Source organism: Phenylobacterium sp., from assembly GCF_046290725.1.
Classification (GTDB): domain Bacteria; phylum Pseudomonadota; class Alphaproteobacteria; order Caulobacterales; family Caulobacteraceae; genus Phenylobacterium.
In genome coordinates this window covers 806,875-819,203 of record NZ_JBKBUH010000001.1, presented here as the reverse complement: position 1 = coordinate 819,203, position 12,329 = coordinate 806,875, and the positions used below count along the sequence as shown (strand labels likewise).

15 protein-coding genes and 1 pseudogene are annotated in these 12,329 nt (G+C 69.8%); 4 read left to right on the top strand and 12 right to left on the bottom strand.

All coding sequences use genetic code 11. The features are described from left to right. Positions 1-87: 87 nt before the first annotated feature. A pseudogene (locus tag ACK41C_RS04365) lies at positions 88-945 on the top strand (XdhC family protein); the annotation flags it as partial. Positions 946-1,016: 71 nt separating this feature from the next. Here the strand turns inward: ACK41C_RS04365 and glp are convergent. Genes glp through moaA form a run of 6 tightly spaced genes read right to left on the bottom strand, consistent with a single transcriptional unit; the run spans position 1,017 to position 4,938 of the window. Then, positions 1,017-2,207: a gephyrin-like molybdotransferase Glp gene (glp, locus tag ACK41C_RS04360; protein ID WP_409650862.1), complete on the bottom strand. Its 1,191-nt coding sequence runs from the start codon at positions 2,205-2,207 to the stop codon at positions 1,017-1,019. Further along, positions 2,204-2,674, bottom strand: coding sequence for a cyclic pyranopterin monophosphate synthase MoaC (gene moaC, locus ACK41C_RS04355; protein WP_409650860.1), 471 nt, complete (start codon positions 2,672-2,674; stop codon positions 2,204-2,206). Before moaC ends, glp begins: the two co-directional genes overlap by 4 nt. Continuing rightward, a complete protein-coding gene (gene moaB / locus ACK41C_RS04350) occupies positions 2,671-3,219 on the bottom strand; it encodes a molybdenum cofactor biosynthesis protein B (RefSeq protein ID WP_409650858.1) in 549 nt (182 codons plus the stop codon). The genes moaC and moaB overlap by 4 nt, the downstream gene beginning before the upstream one ends. Beyond that, complete coding sequence (locus ACK41C_RS04345; protein ID WP_409650856.1) at positions 3,216-3,665, bottom strand: molybdenum cofactor biosynthesis protein MoaE; 450 nt, start codon at positions 3,663-3,665, stop codon at positions 3,216-3,218. Before ACK41C_RS04345 ends, moaB begins: the two co-directional genes overlap by 4 nt. Continuing rightward, complete coding sequence (locus ACK41C_RS04340) at positions 3,662-3,901, bottom strand: MoaD/ThiS family protein (RefSeq protein WP_409650854.1); 240 nt, start codon at positions 3,899-3,901, stop codon at positions 3,662-3,664. The genes ACK41C_RS04345 and ACK41C_RS04340 overlap by 4 nt, the downstream gene beginning before the upstream one ends. Positions 3,902-3,903: 2 nt before the next feature. Then, the gene (gene moaA, locus ACK41C_RS04335) at positions 3,904-4,938 is read right to left on the bottom strand and encodes a GTP 3',8-cyclase MoaA (protein WP_409650852.1); all 1,035 of its coding nucleotides are present in this window, start codon (positions 4,936-4,938) and stop codon (positions 3,904-3,906) included. Positions 4,939-4,967: 29 nt separating this feature from the next. Here moaA and ACK41C_RS04330 point away from each other — a divergent pair, with 29 nt between their 5' ends. Continuing rightward, the gene (locus ACK41C_RS04330) at positions 4,968-5,588 is read left to right on the top strand and encodes an NTP transferase domain-containing protein (protein WP_409650850.1); all 621 of its coding nucleotides are present in this window, start codon (positions 4,968-4,970) and stop codon (positions 5,586-5,588) included. Here ACK41C_RS04330 and rimM read toward each other — a convergent pair. Genes rimM through ffh form a run of 3 tightly spaced genes read right to left on the bottom strand, consistent with a single transcriptional unit; the run spans position 5,585 to position 8,245 of the window. After that, positions 5,585-6,118, bottom strand: coding sequence for a ribosome maturation factor RimM (rimM, locus tag ACK41C_RS04325; protein WP_409650848.1), 534 nt, complete (start codon positions 6,116-6,118; stop codon positions 5,585-5,587). The two genes, ACK41C_RS04330 and rimM, sit on opposite strands and share 4 nt — an antisense overlap. A gap of 59 nt (positions 6,119-6,177) precedes the next feature. After that, a complete protein-coding gene (gene rpsP, locus ACK41C_RS04320) occupies positions 6,178-6,690 on the bottom strand; it encodes a 30S ribosomal protein S16 (RefSeq protein ID WP_409650846.1) in 513 nt (170 codons plus the stop codon). A gap of 19 nt (positions 6,691-6,709) precedes the next feature. Next, positions 6,710-8,245: a signal recognition particle protein gene (gene ffh / locus ACK41C_RS04315; RefSeq protein ID WP_409650844.1), complete on the bottom strand. Its 1,536-nt coding sequence runs from the start codon at positions 8,243-8,245 to the stop codon at positions 6,710-6,712. A 244-nt stretch (positions 8,246-8,489) separates the two neighbouring features. On the opposite strand from ffh, the gene ACK41C_RS04310 reads away from it, so the two are divergent. Both ACK41C_RS04310 and ACK41C_RS04305 read left to right on the top strand, forming a co-directional pair. Beyond that, positions 8,490-8,762, top strand: a complete 273-nt coding sequence (locus ACK41C_RS04310) for a type II toxin-antitoxin system Phd/YefM family antitoxin (protein WP_409650842.1) — start codon at positions 8,490-8,492, stop codon at positions 8,760-8,762. Continuing rightward, the gene (locus ACK41C_RS04305; RefSeq protein WP_409650840.1) at positions 8,759-9,190 is read left to right on the top strand and encodes a type II toxin-antitoxin system VapC family toxin; all 432 of its coding nucleotides are present in this window, start codon (positions 8,759-8,761) and stop codon (positions 9,188-9,190) included. The genes ACK41C_RS04310 and ACK41C_RS04305 overlap by 4 nt, the downstream gene beginning before the upstream one ends. A 4-nt stretch (positions 9,191-9,194) precedes the next feature. Here ACK41C_RS04305 and ACK41C_RS04300 read toward each other — a convergent pair whose 3' ends face one another. From ACK41C_RS04300 to ACK41C_RS04290, 3 genes are all read right to left on the bottom strand, one after another. Beyond that, entirely contained in the window at positions 9,195-11,312 is a 2,118-nt protein-coding gene (locus ACK41C_RS04300) for a M3 family metallopeptidase (RefSeq protein WP_409650838.1), read from the bottom strand. 81 nt (positions 11,313-11,393) lie between these two features. Further along, positions 11,394-12,047, bottom strand: coding sequence for a TetR/AcrR family transcriptional regulator (locus ACK41C_RS04295; RefSeq protein WP_409650836.1), 654 nt, complete (start codon positions 12,045-12,047; stop codon positions 11,394-11,396). Positions 12,048-12,076: 29 nt separating this feature from the next. After that, positions 12,077-12,271, bottom strand: coding sequence for a hypothetical protein (locus ACK41C_RS04290; protein ID WP_409650834.1), 195 nt, complete (start codon positions 12,269-12,271; stop codon positions 12,077-12,079). Positions 12,272-12,329 lie beyond the last annotated feature (58 nt).

Genomic DNA, 12,329 nt, shown 5'->3' with positions numbered 1-12,329 from the left:
TGGATACGAACCCCTTGGAGGCCCATCTTGACCGCAAGGCCTAAAGAACCGGTGTCTAGGACCTTTCCGGGGAGTTAAGTTCGAGCCATGCGTGAGCCCCTGCCCGACTGGCCGATGTTCGGCATGGCCGAGGATGTGCGCCCGGCCCTGCGTGTCGCGCGGGCGAGCGGAAAGTCCCTGGCGCTCGCCACCCTCACCGCCGTGATCGGCGGCGGGCCGCGGCCGCCGGGGACCCAGATGGTCTTCGCCGAGGGGATCGTCGCTGGCTATTTCTCCGGCGGCTGCGTGGAGTCCGACGTCGCCGACCACGCCTTCGCCTGCCTGGCCGACGGCGAGCCCCGCCGTCTGGTCTATGGCGAGGGCAGCCCCTGGCCGGACATCCGCCTGCTCTGTGGGGCGCGGATCGAGATCTTCGTGGAGCGGGTCGCCGCGGACGATCCGGCGCTCGCCGAGCTGTTGGCCGCGGAGGCGGCCCGGCAGCCGGCGGTGTGGATCAGCGACGGCCGCCGCCGGCGCCTGGCGGCGTCGGACGCCGAGGTCTGGGAAGGCGCCGTCGTCCGCGCCTACGATCCTTCGCCACGGCTGGTGGTCGTCGGGTCCGATCCTACGGCGCTCGCCATCGCCACGCTTGGCGTGCAGTCGGGTTTCGAGACCACCCTGGTGCGCCCCAAGGGACCGGAGGCGCCGCCGCCGATACCGGGGATCGCCTATCGCCGCGACGAGCCGGAGGCGGCCCTTTCCGCCCTCGCCCCCGATCTCTGGACGGCCGTCGCCATCGCCACCCACGATCTGGAGACGGATCAGGCGGCCTTGCGCGCGGCCCTGCCGTCGCAGGCGGGCTATGTGGGCCTGCTGGGCGCTCGCGCGCGCCTGCCCGAACGCCTTGCGCGGCTGCGGGCCGCAGGTGTCGCCGAGGGGGCGCTGACACGGCTGCACGCGCCCATCGGCCTCGACATCGGCGGCAAGGCGCCGTGGGAGGTGGCGGTCTCGGTGATCGGAGAGATCGTCGCCCTGCGCTATGCCCGCTCTAACGGCAAGGCTTCCACCAGTTCGCCGGCCTCGGCCGCCGGCGCGCCGGGCGGGCGGCGGACCAGGGCGTCGGCGACGGCGAAGATCGAGACCAGCGAGGAGTCCTGGTCGCGATAGGGCTGCGCCATCACCGCGCCGCCTTCGTAGCTAAGCTTGGCCCGCATCCAGTGTTCGCGGGGGCCGTTGGCGGCGAGCGGCTCGGCCAGGCGGGCGGGGATCAGCGGCAGGTCTGGCGAGGCGCCCTGATACTTGGCGAGCAGGGGCCGCAGGAAAAGCTCGGCGCAGACGAAGGCCGAGGCGGGATTGCCCGGCAGGCCCAGCATCCTTCGGCCGTCCCCCAGCACCCCGAAGAAGGTCGGCTTGCCCGGACGGATCGCGACGCTGGCGACCTTGAGCTCAAGGCCCAGAGCCTCGCCCGCGGCCCGCACGAGGTCGTGGTCGCCCACCGAGGCGCCGCCGACGGTGACGATCAGCTCGGCCTCGGCGGCGCGCAGAGCGGCGATCACCGCCTCCAGGTCGTCGCGCACGGGCTTGTGCTTTTCAGCCTGGCCGCCCCAGGCTCCGACCAGGGCCGCCAGCGCGGGGGAGCCGGAATCGTAGATCTGGAACGGGCCGGGGACCGCCGGCGCCTCCACGATCTCCTCGCCGGTGGAGATCAGCGCGACCCGCGGCCGGCCATGGACTTCGACCTCGGCGCGGCCCGCCGATGCGGCAAGCGACAGGCGCCAGGGGTCGATCCGCTGTCCCCTGCTCAGCAGGGCCTGACCCGCCTTGAAGTCGCCCCCCGCCCGCCGGATGTTGGCGCCGGGCGGAGCGGCCGGCGCGCGCACCTGTTCGCCGTCGCGCTCGGCGTTTTCCTGAATGACCACGGCGTCGGCGCCGGCCGGCACGGCCGCGCCGGTGAAGATGCGCACGGCCTCGCCAGGCTTGAGCTCGGCCTCGTAACCGTGGCCCGCCGCGCTCTCGCCGACGATCCTCAAACCGCCGGGCGCGTCGGCGCTGCGCAGGGCCCAGCCGTCCATCGCCGAAACGTCCATCGGGGGCTGATCGCGGACAGCGGCCACATCCTCGGCCAGCACCCGACCGATGGACTGGCGCAGGGAGACGCTTTCGGCCGGCAGGGGCGCGACCTCGGCCAACATGCGGGCGCGGGCCTCCTCGACCGGCAGCAGCTTCATGCGCGGACCCAATCCCCGGACTTGCCGCCGGACTTGGCCATCAGCCGCACGGCCTCGATGGTCATGCCCTTATCGGCGGCCTTGAGCATGTCGTAGACGGTCAGGCAGGCGACGGAGACGGCGGTCAGGGCCTCCATCTCCACCCCTGTGGGGCCGCTGGTGCGCACGCGCGAGGTGACCGACAGCCCGCCGTCGCCCGGCTCCACCCGCACTTCCACCTTGGAGAGGGCCAAGGGGTGACAGAGAGGGATCAGGTCGGCGGTCTTCTTGGCCGCCATGATGCCGGCGATCTCGGCGGTCGCCCGCACGTCGCCCTTCTTGGCGTCGCCGGAAAGCGCCAGGGCCAGGGTGGCGGCGTCCATCCGCACGAACCCCTCAGCTGTGGCTTCCCGGACGGTCGCGGCCTTGTCCGAGACATCGACCATATGGGCGCGGCCGGTCTCGTCGATGTGGGTCAGCTTGCTCACTTTTCCAGGAGCCTGGGCATCAGCTCGACCATGTTGCAGGGCCCGTGACGAGAATCGAGCTGGGCGGAGATCACCTTGTCCCAGCCGTCGCGCACCGCGCCGTTCGAGCCCGGCAGGCAGAAGACGAAAACCCCCTTCACGATCCCCGCCGTCGCCCGGCTCTGCAGCGTCGAAAGGCCGACCGACTGGTAGGAGACTAGGTGAAAGATCACCGAGAAGCCGTCGAGCTTCTTGTCGAACAGCGGCTCCACCGCCTCCGGCGTCACGTCCCGGCCGGTGATGCCTGTGCCGCCCGTGGTGATGACGACCTCGACCTTGCCAGAGGCGACCCAGGTTTCGATCTGGCGGCGAATCTCCGCGATGTCGTCGCGCACGATCGCCTTGTCGGCCAGCTCGTGGCCGGCGCCGGTGATCCGCTCGGCCAGCACATGGCCCGAGGTGTCGCTCTCCTCGTCCCGGGTGTCGGAGATGGTCAGGACCGCGATGCGGACGGGCTTGATCGCCTGGCTCTCGTCGATGCGGCCGCCTGGGGTGAAGGCGTTCATGGTTTCGTCTCCCAACGGGCGATGTCGGCGTGGTCCTGGTCCCGAGGCTCGATCCAGCGCTCGCCCTCGGGGCCGGTCTCCTTCTTCCAGAAGGGCGCGCGGCTCTTCAAGTAGTCCATCAGGAAATCACAGGCCTCGAAGGCCTCGCGGCGGTGGCCGGCGGCGGTGGCCACGAAGACGATGGCCTCGCCCGGCGCGATCCTGCCGATGCGGTGGACGATGAGCGCGTCGTGCAGGCCGAAGCGCTCGCGGGCCGCCTCCGCGATCTTGCCGATCTCCTTCTCGGTGAAGCCGGGATAGGCCTGGAGCTCCAGGATCTGGGTCCCGCCTTGTTCCGCGCGGGCGAGGCCGACAAAGTTGGCGACGGCCCCGGTTTCGGTGCGGCCGCGGCAGAAGTCGGTGACCAGGGCGCCGGGTTCGAAAGGCTGGTCGGTCAGCCGGATCATCCGCCGCTCATGGGAGGCAGGAAGGCGACCTCGGAGCGGGACGACAGGGCCGCGTCGCCGCGGACGATGGCCTGGTCCAGGGCCACCTGGACGCCCGGTGCGGAGAGGGCTTCGGCCAGGCCCGGGTCTTCGGCCGAGAGAGACGCCCGCAGATCGGCGAGGCTGGCGCTCTCAAGTTCTCTCTCCCGCCAGCCGGCGATGTCGGAAAGACGCCCGAACAGCAGCACGCGCGCCATCCTTAGCCTCCCGTCGTGGACATGTGCCGCGACACGGCCGGGGCGGCGGCCCGAGCGATCTGGAAGTCGTGGCCTTTTGGCTTGGCGTCGACCGCCCGCCGGATCGCGTTCTTCAGGGCCGCGTCGTCGGCGCCGGCGCGGATCACCGCCCGCAGGTCCGAGGCGTCGTCGCGCCCGAGGCAGGAATGCAGAGTGCCGGTGCAAGTGAGCCGCACGCGGTTGCAGGCTTCGCAGAAATTGTGGGTCAGCGGCGTGATGAAACCCAGCCGACCACCGGTCTCCTCCACCCGGACATAGCGCGCCGGCCCGCCGGTGCGGTGGTCGGTCTCCGTCAGGGTCCAGAAACTTTCCAGATGACTCCGCACCGCCTTCAGCGACAGGAACTGGTCGGTGCGGTCGTATTCGATTTCGCCCAGCGGCATGGCCTCGATCAGGGTGGCCTCCAGGCCCCGCCCGTGCGCCCAGGCGATGAGGTCGGGGAGTTCGGCGGCGTTGTCGTCCTTCAGGGCGACGGCGTTTATCTTCACCGACAGGCCGGCGCCTTGCGCTGCATCAATCCCGGCGATCACCTTGGCGAGGTCCCCGCCGCGGGTGAGCTGGCGGAACAGGTCGGGCTTCAGGGTGTCCAGCGAGACGTTCACCCGGCGGACGCCCAGGCGGGCGAGGTCGGCGGCGAACTCCGCCAGGCGCGTGCCGTTGGTGGTGAGGGTGAGCTCGTCCAGAGCGCCGGAGCGCAGATGGCGCGAGAGGTTCTCGAACAGGCCCATCACGCCCTTGCGCACCAGGGGCTCGCCCCCGGTGATCCGCAGCTTGCGCACGCCAAGCGTCACGAAGGCCGAAGCGATGCGGTCCAGCTCCTCGAGGGTCAGCACTTCCCGCTTGGGCAGGAAGGTCATGTGCTCGGCCATGCAATAGACGCAGCGCAGATCGCAGCGGTCGGTGACCGACACGCGCAGATAGGTGACCTGGCGGCCGAAGCCGTCGATCAGGGCCGGCGCAGCGGGCGCTTGCGGAAGAGGGGCGTCATAGGGCGTCATGACCGCCTCAACATAGAGAGGAAGGGACCATGGCGACAGGGGGCGGACGATTCGACGCCATTGTTCTGGCCGCCGGCTCCGGGTCGCGCTTCGGAGGCGGCAAGCTTCTGGCGCCCTGGCGCGAGGGGATCCTGCTCGACGGAGCCCTGGCGGCCGCGTTCGCCGCCCCGATCCGCAGCGTCACGGTGGTGACCGGCTCCCAGGCTGTGCAGGTGGCCGCCGCGGCCATGGGCTTCGCCGAACGCAGCGGAGCGCCGGAGCGCCTGCGGATCGTCCATGCCGACGATCATGCGGAGGGAATGGGCGCCTCCCTGCGTCGGGGCGCGCGAGCGGCCCCGACCGATTGCGAAGGCCTGTTCGTGTTCCTGGGCGACATGCCGCGAATCCCGGTGGAGGTGCTCCCGGGGTTGGCCGCGGCCATCGGGTTCGGCGCGGACGCCGCGGCGCCCGCCTTCGAGGGGCGCAGGGGCCATCCGGCGGTGTTCGGCAAGGCGCTGATCCCGGCGCTGCAGACGCTTTCCGGCGACGAAGGCGCGCGGCGCATCCTCGCCGCCCTGGGCCCGCGCCTGGCGCTGGTCGAAGCCCCCGACGACGGTGTGTTGTTCGATGTGGACCGACCAGGAGACCTGGACGGGGCGGAAGGGCCTTAGGCGCCGTCGTCCTCAGGCTCGCCCTCGGTCACCGCCGGAGGCACGGCGAGGATCCGGCCTTCGGCGATCCGCACCTCAGGTACGGCCTCTCTGGTGAAGGGCAGCCACCAGCTCGCGCCGGCCTTCGGCTGGATCTCCAGCAGGTCGCCGGCGCCGAAGTCCTGCACCGCCTTCACCATGCCCAGCGCCTCGCCTTCCGGCGTCTCCACCGAAAGGCCGATGAGGTCGGCGAGATAGAACTCGTCCTCCTCGGGCTCGGGCAGGATGCTGCGGGGGATGAAGAGTTTCAGGCCGCGAAGCGCCTCGGCCGCGTTGCGGTCGTCCACGCCCTTCAGGCGTGCGATCACCCCGCCCTTGGTGGGACGGGCGGAAACGATGGTGAGGGCGGGAGAGCCGTCCTGGCGGAGCAGGTCGCGATAGTCGGCCACCGCCATCGGTTCGGCGGTGAAGGTGGTGATCTTCACTTCGCCGCGCACGCCGTGGGCGGCGCCGACCTGGGCGACGAACAGCAGCTTGGAATCTTCACTCATGTCCGCCGCTCAAACGAAATCCGCTCATCCCGGCGCCGGCCGGGATGAGCGGTGTTGAATCAGCCTTGGGTTTCTTCGCCGGCCTCGGCGGCGGGGGCCTCCTCAGCGGCAGGCGCCTCTTCAGCAGCGGGGGCCTCGGCGGCGGCTTCCGGAGCGGCTTCGGCCTCGGCCGGAGCTTCCTCGGCGACCGGCTCCTCGGCCGGGGCGGCGGCGGCTTCGGCGGCCGCGGCGGCGCGGTCGGCCTCGCGCTGGGCGCGCTCTTCGGCCCGCTCCTTGGCCTTCTGGCCCGGCTCGGCCTTCTTCGGGTTGTTACCCGCCTGCCACTTCACCAGGCCTTCGTTGGCCAGGAAGCGCGCGACGCGGTCGGTCGGCTGGGCGCCCTTCTTCAGCCACTCCTGGATCTTCTCGACCTTCAGCGTCACGCGCTGCGGGTCGTCCTTCTTCAGCATGGGGTTGTAGGCGCCGACCTTCTCGATGAAGCGGCCGTCGCGCGGCGAGTGCGAGTCGGCGATGACGATCGAGTAGTAGGGGCGCTTCTTGGCGCCGCCACGGGCGAGACGGATCTTGAGCATGGATGGTCCTTGTTGAGCTCTAGGATTTCTTGAAGGGGTTGAAGCCCGGCGGCAGGGCGGGGCCGCCAAGGCCGGGAAGTTTCGGAGCGCCGGGGCCGCCGAGGCCGGGCAGTTGCCCGCCTTGCTGGGCGAGCTTGCCGAGCTCCTCCATCTGGCTGGCGTCGGGCATGGGCAGCTTGCCGCCGCCCAGGGCCTTCAGCCGGTCCATGCCGCCGCCGCCCATCATCTGGGCCATGCGGGCGAAGCCCTTGCCGCCGTCGCGGCTCATCATCTTGAAGGCGTCGGCCATCTGGCGATGCTGCTTCAGCAGCCGGTTGACCTCGGCCACCTCGACGCCGGCGCCGGCGGCGATGCGGCGCTTGCGCGAGGCCTGCAGGATGTCGGGCTTCTTGCGCTCCGCCCTGGTCATGGAGGAGATGATCGCCGCCTGCCGGTCGATCGTCTTGTCCGAGACATTGGCCTCGGCCATCTGCTTCTTGATCTTCTGGACGCCGGGCAGGAAGCCCATCAGCCCTTCCATGCCGCCCATCTTCTTCATCTGGGCGAGCTGGTCGGCCATCATCTCCAGGTCGAACTGGCCCTTGGCCAGCTTCTTGGCCATGGCCTCGGCCTTGGCGGTGTCGAGATCCTGGGCGGCCTTCTCCACCAGGGCGACCACGTCCCCCTGGCCCAGGATGCGGCCGGCCACGCGGCGGGCGTCGAAAGCGTCCAGGCCGTCGATCTTCTCGGAGACGCCCAGGAACTTGATCGGCAGGCCGGTGACGGCCCGCATGGACAGGGCTGCCCCCCCGCGACCGTCGCCGTCGGCGCGGGTCAGCACCAGGCCCGTCAGCGGTAGCCGCTCATGGAAGGCCTTGGCCGTGCGCACCGCGTCCTGGCCGGTCAGGCTGTCGGCCACCAGCAAGGTTTCGGACGGGTTGGAGATGCGGGCGATCTCGGCGGCTTCCGCCATCATCGCCTCGTCCAGGGTCGTGCGGCCGGCGGTGTCGAGGATCAGGACGTCGTAGCCCTGCAGCTTGGCGGCCGAGAGGGCTCGCTTGGCGATGTCCGGCGCGGCCTGGCCCGCGACGATGGGCAGGGAGTCCACCTCCGCCTGCTTGGCCAGGGTCGCCAACTGCTCCATGGCCGCTGGGCGGCGGGTGTCGAGCGAGGCGACCAGGACCTTCTTGCGATCCTTGCCGAGCTTCAGGGCCAGTTTCGCCGCCGTGGTGGTCTTGCCCGAGCCCTGCAGGCCCGCCATCAGGATCACGGTCGGCGGATTGAGCGAGAGGTTCAGGCCCTCGGCCTCCTCCCCGCCCAGCATCTCCACCAGACCGTCATAGGTGATCTTCACCACCTGGTCGGCGGGGCGGACGGAACGGATCACCGCCTCGCCGGCGGCGCGTTCCTTGGCCTTGGCGATGAATTCGCGCACCACCGGCAGGGCGACATCGGCCTCGAGCAGGGCCACGCGCACCTCGCGCATCGCCTCGTCGATGTCCTTCTCCGAAAGCACGCCCCGCCCGGAGAGGCGGTCGAAGACCCCGGAAAGCCGTTCTGTAAGTGCGTCGAACAAGTCGAACTCCTATGGCCCAAACGCAACCAGCCCCCGTGGACGATCACGTCGACGGGGGTCCTCGCCGCCCTCGTCCCATATAGGCATGGGGGTCGTGGCGGTGGAGGGCGCTGGCTGAGCATGCGCCGGAAGGGCGCGCTTATGCGCCTGTGAGCGAGCTAGGTCAAGGATTTGCGCCTTGCCACGCAGAGAGTGGTCATGTTATTTGACTGGTCATCTCAATTGGTCAGAAGGTGATCAGCCAATGCCCGCCACCCAGACCATCGCCGCCTCGGAGTTCAAGGCCAAGTGCCTCGACATCCTCGAGCGCCTGGGTTCGCGCCAGCTCGAGCGGGTCGTCATCACCAAGCGCGGCCGACCCGTCGCCGTGCTCACGCCGCCGACGTCTCCGGCCGAGGCCGTTCAGGGCTTGCACGGTTTCCTGCGCGGCGCGGTCCTTGGCCTGGAGGACGTGGATCTCACGGCTCCGGTGCTGACCGAGCCGCTGAACGCCGATGACGGGCGATTGCACGAATGAACCCAAACGAGGTGCTGCTCGACACATGCGCCGCGATCTGGCTGGCCAATGGGGATCCCCTGGCGCCGGGGGTGAACGCCGTCCTGATGCACGCCGCCCTGGCGAATGGGGTTTTCGTATCGCCGGTCTCGGCTTGGGAGATCGGCCTCCTCAGCCGCCCGCGCAACGGCGGCCCGCCTCAGCTTCAGTTCCTGCCGGATGCCAAGACTTGGTTCGCGCGCCTGATGGCTGCGCCGGGAGTCCGGGAAGCGCCCTTCACCGCGGCGGCGGCGATCGACTCCGCCCATCTTCCCGGCGAGTTGCACGGCGATCCGGCCGACCGCCTGCTGATCGCGACGGCGCGCCACATGGGCGCGCCGATCGTCACTCGGGATCAGAAGATCATCGCCTATGGCCAGGCCGGCCATGTGGCGGTGATCCCCTGCTAAGGCCTCAGGTCGTCGGGAAACCCTTGTCCCGTAGATAGGCGCGCACATCCACGTCTCGGCCGCGGAACTGGCGATAGCCGATCTCCGGGTCGATGGAATTGCCGACGCTCATGACATGGTCGTGCAGGCGTTTGGCGACGGCCTTGTCGTACATGCCGCCGGGCGCTTCCTTGAAGGCTTCCACGGCGTCAAGCGCCAGGGTCTCCGACCACAGATAGCTGTAGTAGCCCGCGGAATAGCCGTCGGAGGCGAAGACGTGGGCGAACTGCGGCGTGCGGTGCCGCATGACCAACTCCGCCGGCATGCCGAGCTTGGCCAGCTCCTCGCGCTCGAAGGCGTCCGGATCGATGTCGGCGTCGCCGGCCAGGTGGAGCTTCATGTCGATGAGGGCCGAGGCGAGATACTCGGTCACGTCGAAACCCTGGCGGAAAGTCTTGGCCCGCTCCAGCCGGTCCACAAGGTCCTGCGGGATCGGCTGACCGGTGCGATGATGCAGGGCGAACTGCGACAGCACCTCCTTGGTCGGCAGCCAGTGCTCGTTCACCTGGCTGGGGAACTCCACATAGTCTCGGGCGACGGCGGTGCCCGCGAGCGTGGGATAGTTCACCTTCGAGCAGAGGCCGTGGATGGCGTGGCCGAACTCGTGGAACATGGTCTCCGCATCGTCCCAGGAGATCAGCACCGCCTCGCCCGGCGCGCCCTTCACGAAGTTCGAGTTGTTGGAGACGATCGTCGTCACTGGGCCGTCGAAGCTCGACTGTCGGCGATAGGCGTTCATCCAGGCGCCGGAGCGCTTGCCGGGGCGGGCATAGGGGTCGAAGTACCACAGGCCCACATGCTGGCCGTCGCGCTTGACCTCCCAGACGCGGATGTCGGGATGGGCGACGGGCACGTTCATCACCTGCTCGAAGGTGAAGCCGTAGACCTGGCCCGCAGCCCAGAACATGCCTTCGCGCAGCTTCTCCAGCTGCATGTACGGCTTGATCTGGTTCATATCCAGGTCGTAGCGCGCCTTGCGCACCTTCTCGGCGTAGAAGCGGTAGTCCCAGGGTTCGATCTTCACCCCGGCGCGCTCCCGGTCGGCGATCGCCTGCATCTCGGCGACCTCCTCCTTCACGCGGGCGGTGGCGGCCGGCCAGACGCGCGTCATCAGCTCCATGGCCGCCTCGGGCGTCTTGGCCATGGCGTTTTCCAGACGCCAGTGGGCGTGGGTGGGATAGCCCAGCAGCTTGGCCCGCTCGGCCCGCAGCTTCAGGATTCGGCGGATCAGGCCGTTGTTGTCCTTGGCGTCGCCGTTGTCGCCGCGGCTGTAATAGGTCTTCCAGACCTTTTCGCGCAGGTCGCGGCGCTCGGAATAGGTCAGGAACGGATCCATGGAGGAGCGGGTGTTGAGGATCGCCCACTCGCCCTTGCGCCCGCGCTCCTCGGCGGCGGCCGCGGCCGCGGCGCGCACGTCCTCGGGGAGGCCGCGCAGCTCGGCTTCGGTCTTCAGATAGAGGACGTAGTCGGTCTCGTCGGCCAGCAGGTTCTGGCTGAACTGGGTGAACAGGCCCGCCAGCTCCTGGTTGATCTGGGCCACCCGGGCCTTCGCCTGGGGCGAAAGCTTGGCGCCGGCCCGCACGAAGCGGTTCCAGTAGACCCAGGTCAGGCGCTGCTGCTCCGGCGTCAGGCCCGAACGGTTCTCGTAGACCGCCTCGATGCGGCGGAAGAGCTTCTCGTTCTGCAGGGTCTCGTCCGCATGGGCGGCGAGCCGCGGCGACATCTCCTTCTCCACCTCGCGCAGCTCAGGCGTCGAGAGCGTGGAGCCCCAGACCCCGTAGAAGGTCCCAACCCGGTCCGACAGCTTTCCGGCCCGCTCCAGCGCGGCGATGGTGTTCTCGAAGGTCGGGGCCGAGGCTGCGTTGGCGATCGCATCGATCTCCGCCCGCTCGGTGCGCATGGCCAGCTCGAGGGCCGGCTTGAAGTCGGAAACCTTGACCTTGTCGAAGGCGGGGACGCCGCCGAACGGGCCAGTCCACTCCGCCGTCACCGCGCTCTGGGCCGCCTGGGCCAGGGCTTGCACGGGAAGGAGGGACGTCGCGGCGATCGCGCCGGACGCAGCAAGGAACGTGCGCCGTTTCATGGCTTCTCCAGACAATTCGTTCAAGTTTGGCCGGACCTTAGGGCCGCCGTCCCTGAACGTCACATGACAGGATCGTAATGGTTACGCCGCTTCCAGGGCGAAGCCGCCGGCCATGGCGCGGCCTTCGGCGCTGACGGCGCGCGCCTGGGCTTCGGGCATGCCCAGGCCGCGCAGGATCATCGCCACCACATGTTCGCCGAGGTCGCAGGAGGCGCCCTCCAGCAGCAGGTCGCGCGCGGCGTTGCGCAGGGCGCCCAGCGTGAAGCTTCGGGCGGCGTCCAGGTCGATCCCGGAGAACTGCCCGGCTGAAACCCCGGCCTCGAAAAGCCGGTCCATGAATTGGGAGGAGGGGGTCTGGCGCGGCGCGCGCGATCCCTCCAGCCGCAGCAGCACCCAGGCGCGCGTCGGGTCTGCGATCATGGAGACCAGCGCCAGGTGGGCCGCCGCCGCCAACCGCAGCGCCGGATCCTCGATCCGTCGCGCCAATTCCCCCAGCGGCGCCAGGATCGCCTGGGCCGAACGGGTGTTCAGCGCGTGGATCAGGTCGTCCGTGGTCGGGAAGTAGTTGTAGAAGGTCCCCCGCGAGACGCCGGCGGCCGCAGCGATGTCTTCCACCGAAGCGGCGTCGGGCCCCTTGTCGGCGATCAGGCGGCTCGCCGCGTCCAGCAGCCGTTCGCGGGTTTTGGCTCGGCGTTGCTGCGCCGCAGCGGCGCGAGCCGGCAGATTGACCCGCATCGGGCGGCGCTGGCGCAGGGGATCTCCTTTCAGGCGGCTTCCGGGAGGTACTGCTTCACCGCGTTGGCCGCGGCGAGGGAGAGCGGGTCGCTGTGGCCTTCCAGCACCGCGATCTCATGCTGCAGGGCTTCGACGATCTCGCGATGGGCGAGCGGCGAAAGCTCCAGCAGGGCGCGGGTGGAGGCGCGGGCCAGCGCCAGGGCGGTGTGGAGGTCGACCTCCACCCCCACAACCCAAACAGGGGCCGAAAAATCGGGTCCTTGCGCTTCTAAAAACAAATTG

What these genes read in the sequence shown, in the direction of transcription:
- glp (WP_409650862.1), bottom strand. Translation starts at nt 2,207, where the DNA reads ATGAAGCTGCTGCCGGTCGAGGAGGCCCGCGCCCGCATGTTGGCCGAG.
- moaB (WP_409650858.1), bottom strand. Translation starts at nt 3,219, where the DNA reads ATGAACGCCTTCACCCCAGGCGGCCGCATCGACGAGAGCCAGGCGATC.
- ACK41C_RS04345 (WP_409650856.1), bottom strand. Translation starts at nt 3,665, where the DNA reads ATGATCCGGCTGACCGACCAGCCTTTCGAACCCGGCGCCCTGGTCACC.
- ACK41C_RS04340 (WP_409650854.1), bottom strand. Translation starts at nt 3,901, where the DNA reads ATGGCGCGCGTGCTGCTGTTCGGGCGTCTTTCCGACATCGCCGGCTGG.
- moaA (WP_409650852.1), bottom strand. Translation starts at nt 4,938, where the DNA reads ATGACGCCCTATGACGCCCCTCTTCCGCAAGCGCCCGCTGCGCCGGCC.
- ACK41C_RS04330 (WP_409650850.1), top strand. Translation starts at nt 4,968, where the DNA reads ATGGCGACAGGGGGCGGACGATTCGACGCCATTGTTCTGGCCGCCGGC.
- rimM (WP_409650848.1), bottom strand. Translation starts at nt 6,118, where the DNA reads ATGAGTGAAGATTCCAAGCTGCTGTTCGTCGCCCAGGTCGGCGCCGCC.
- rpsP (WP_409650846.1), bottom strand. Translation starts at nt 6,690, where the DNA reads ATGCTCAAGATCCGTCTCGCCCGTGGCGGCGCCAAGAAGCGCCCCTAC.
- ACK41C_RS04310 (WP_409650842.1), top strand. Translation starts at nt 8,490, where the DNA reads ATGCCCGCCACCCAGACCATCGCCGCCTCGGAGTTCAAGGCCAAGTGC.
- ACK41C_RS04305 (WP_409650840.1), top strand. Translation starts at nt 8,759, where the DNA reads ATGAACCCAAACGAGGTGCTGCTCGACACATGCGCCGCGATCTGGCTG.
- ACK41C_RS04300 (WP_409650838.1), bottom strand. Translation starts at nt 11,312, where the DNA reads ATGAAACGGCGCACGTTCCTTGCTGCGTCCGGCGCGATCGCCGCGACG.
- ACK41C_RS04295 (WP_409650836.1), bottom strand. Translation starts at nt 12,047, where the DNA reads ATGCGGGTCAATCTGCCGGCTCGCGCCGCTGCGGCGCAGCAACGCCGA.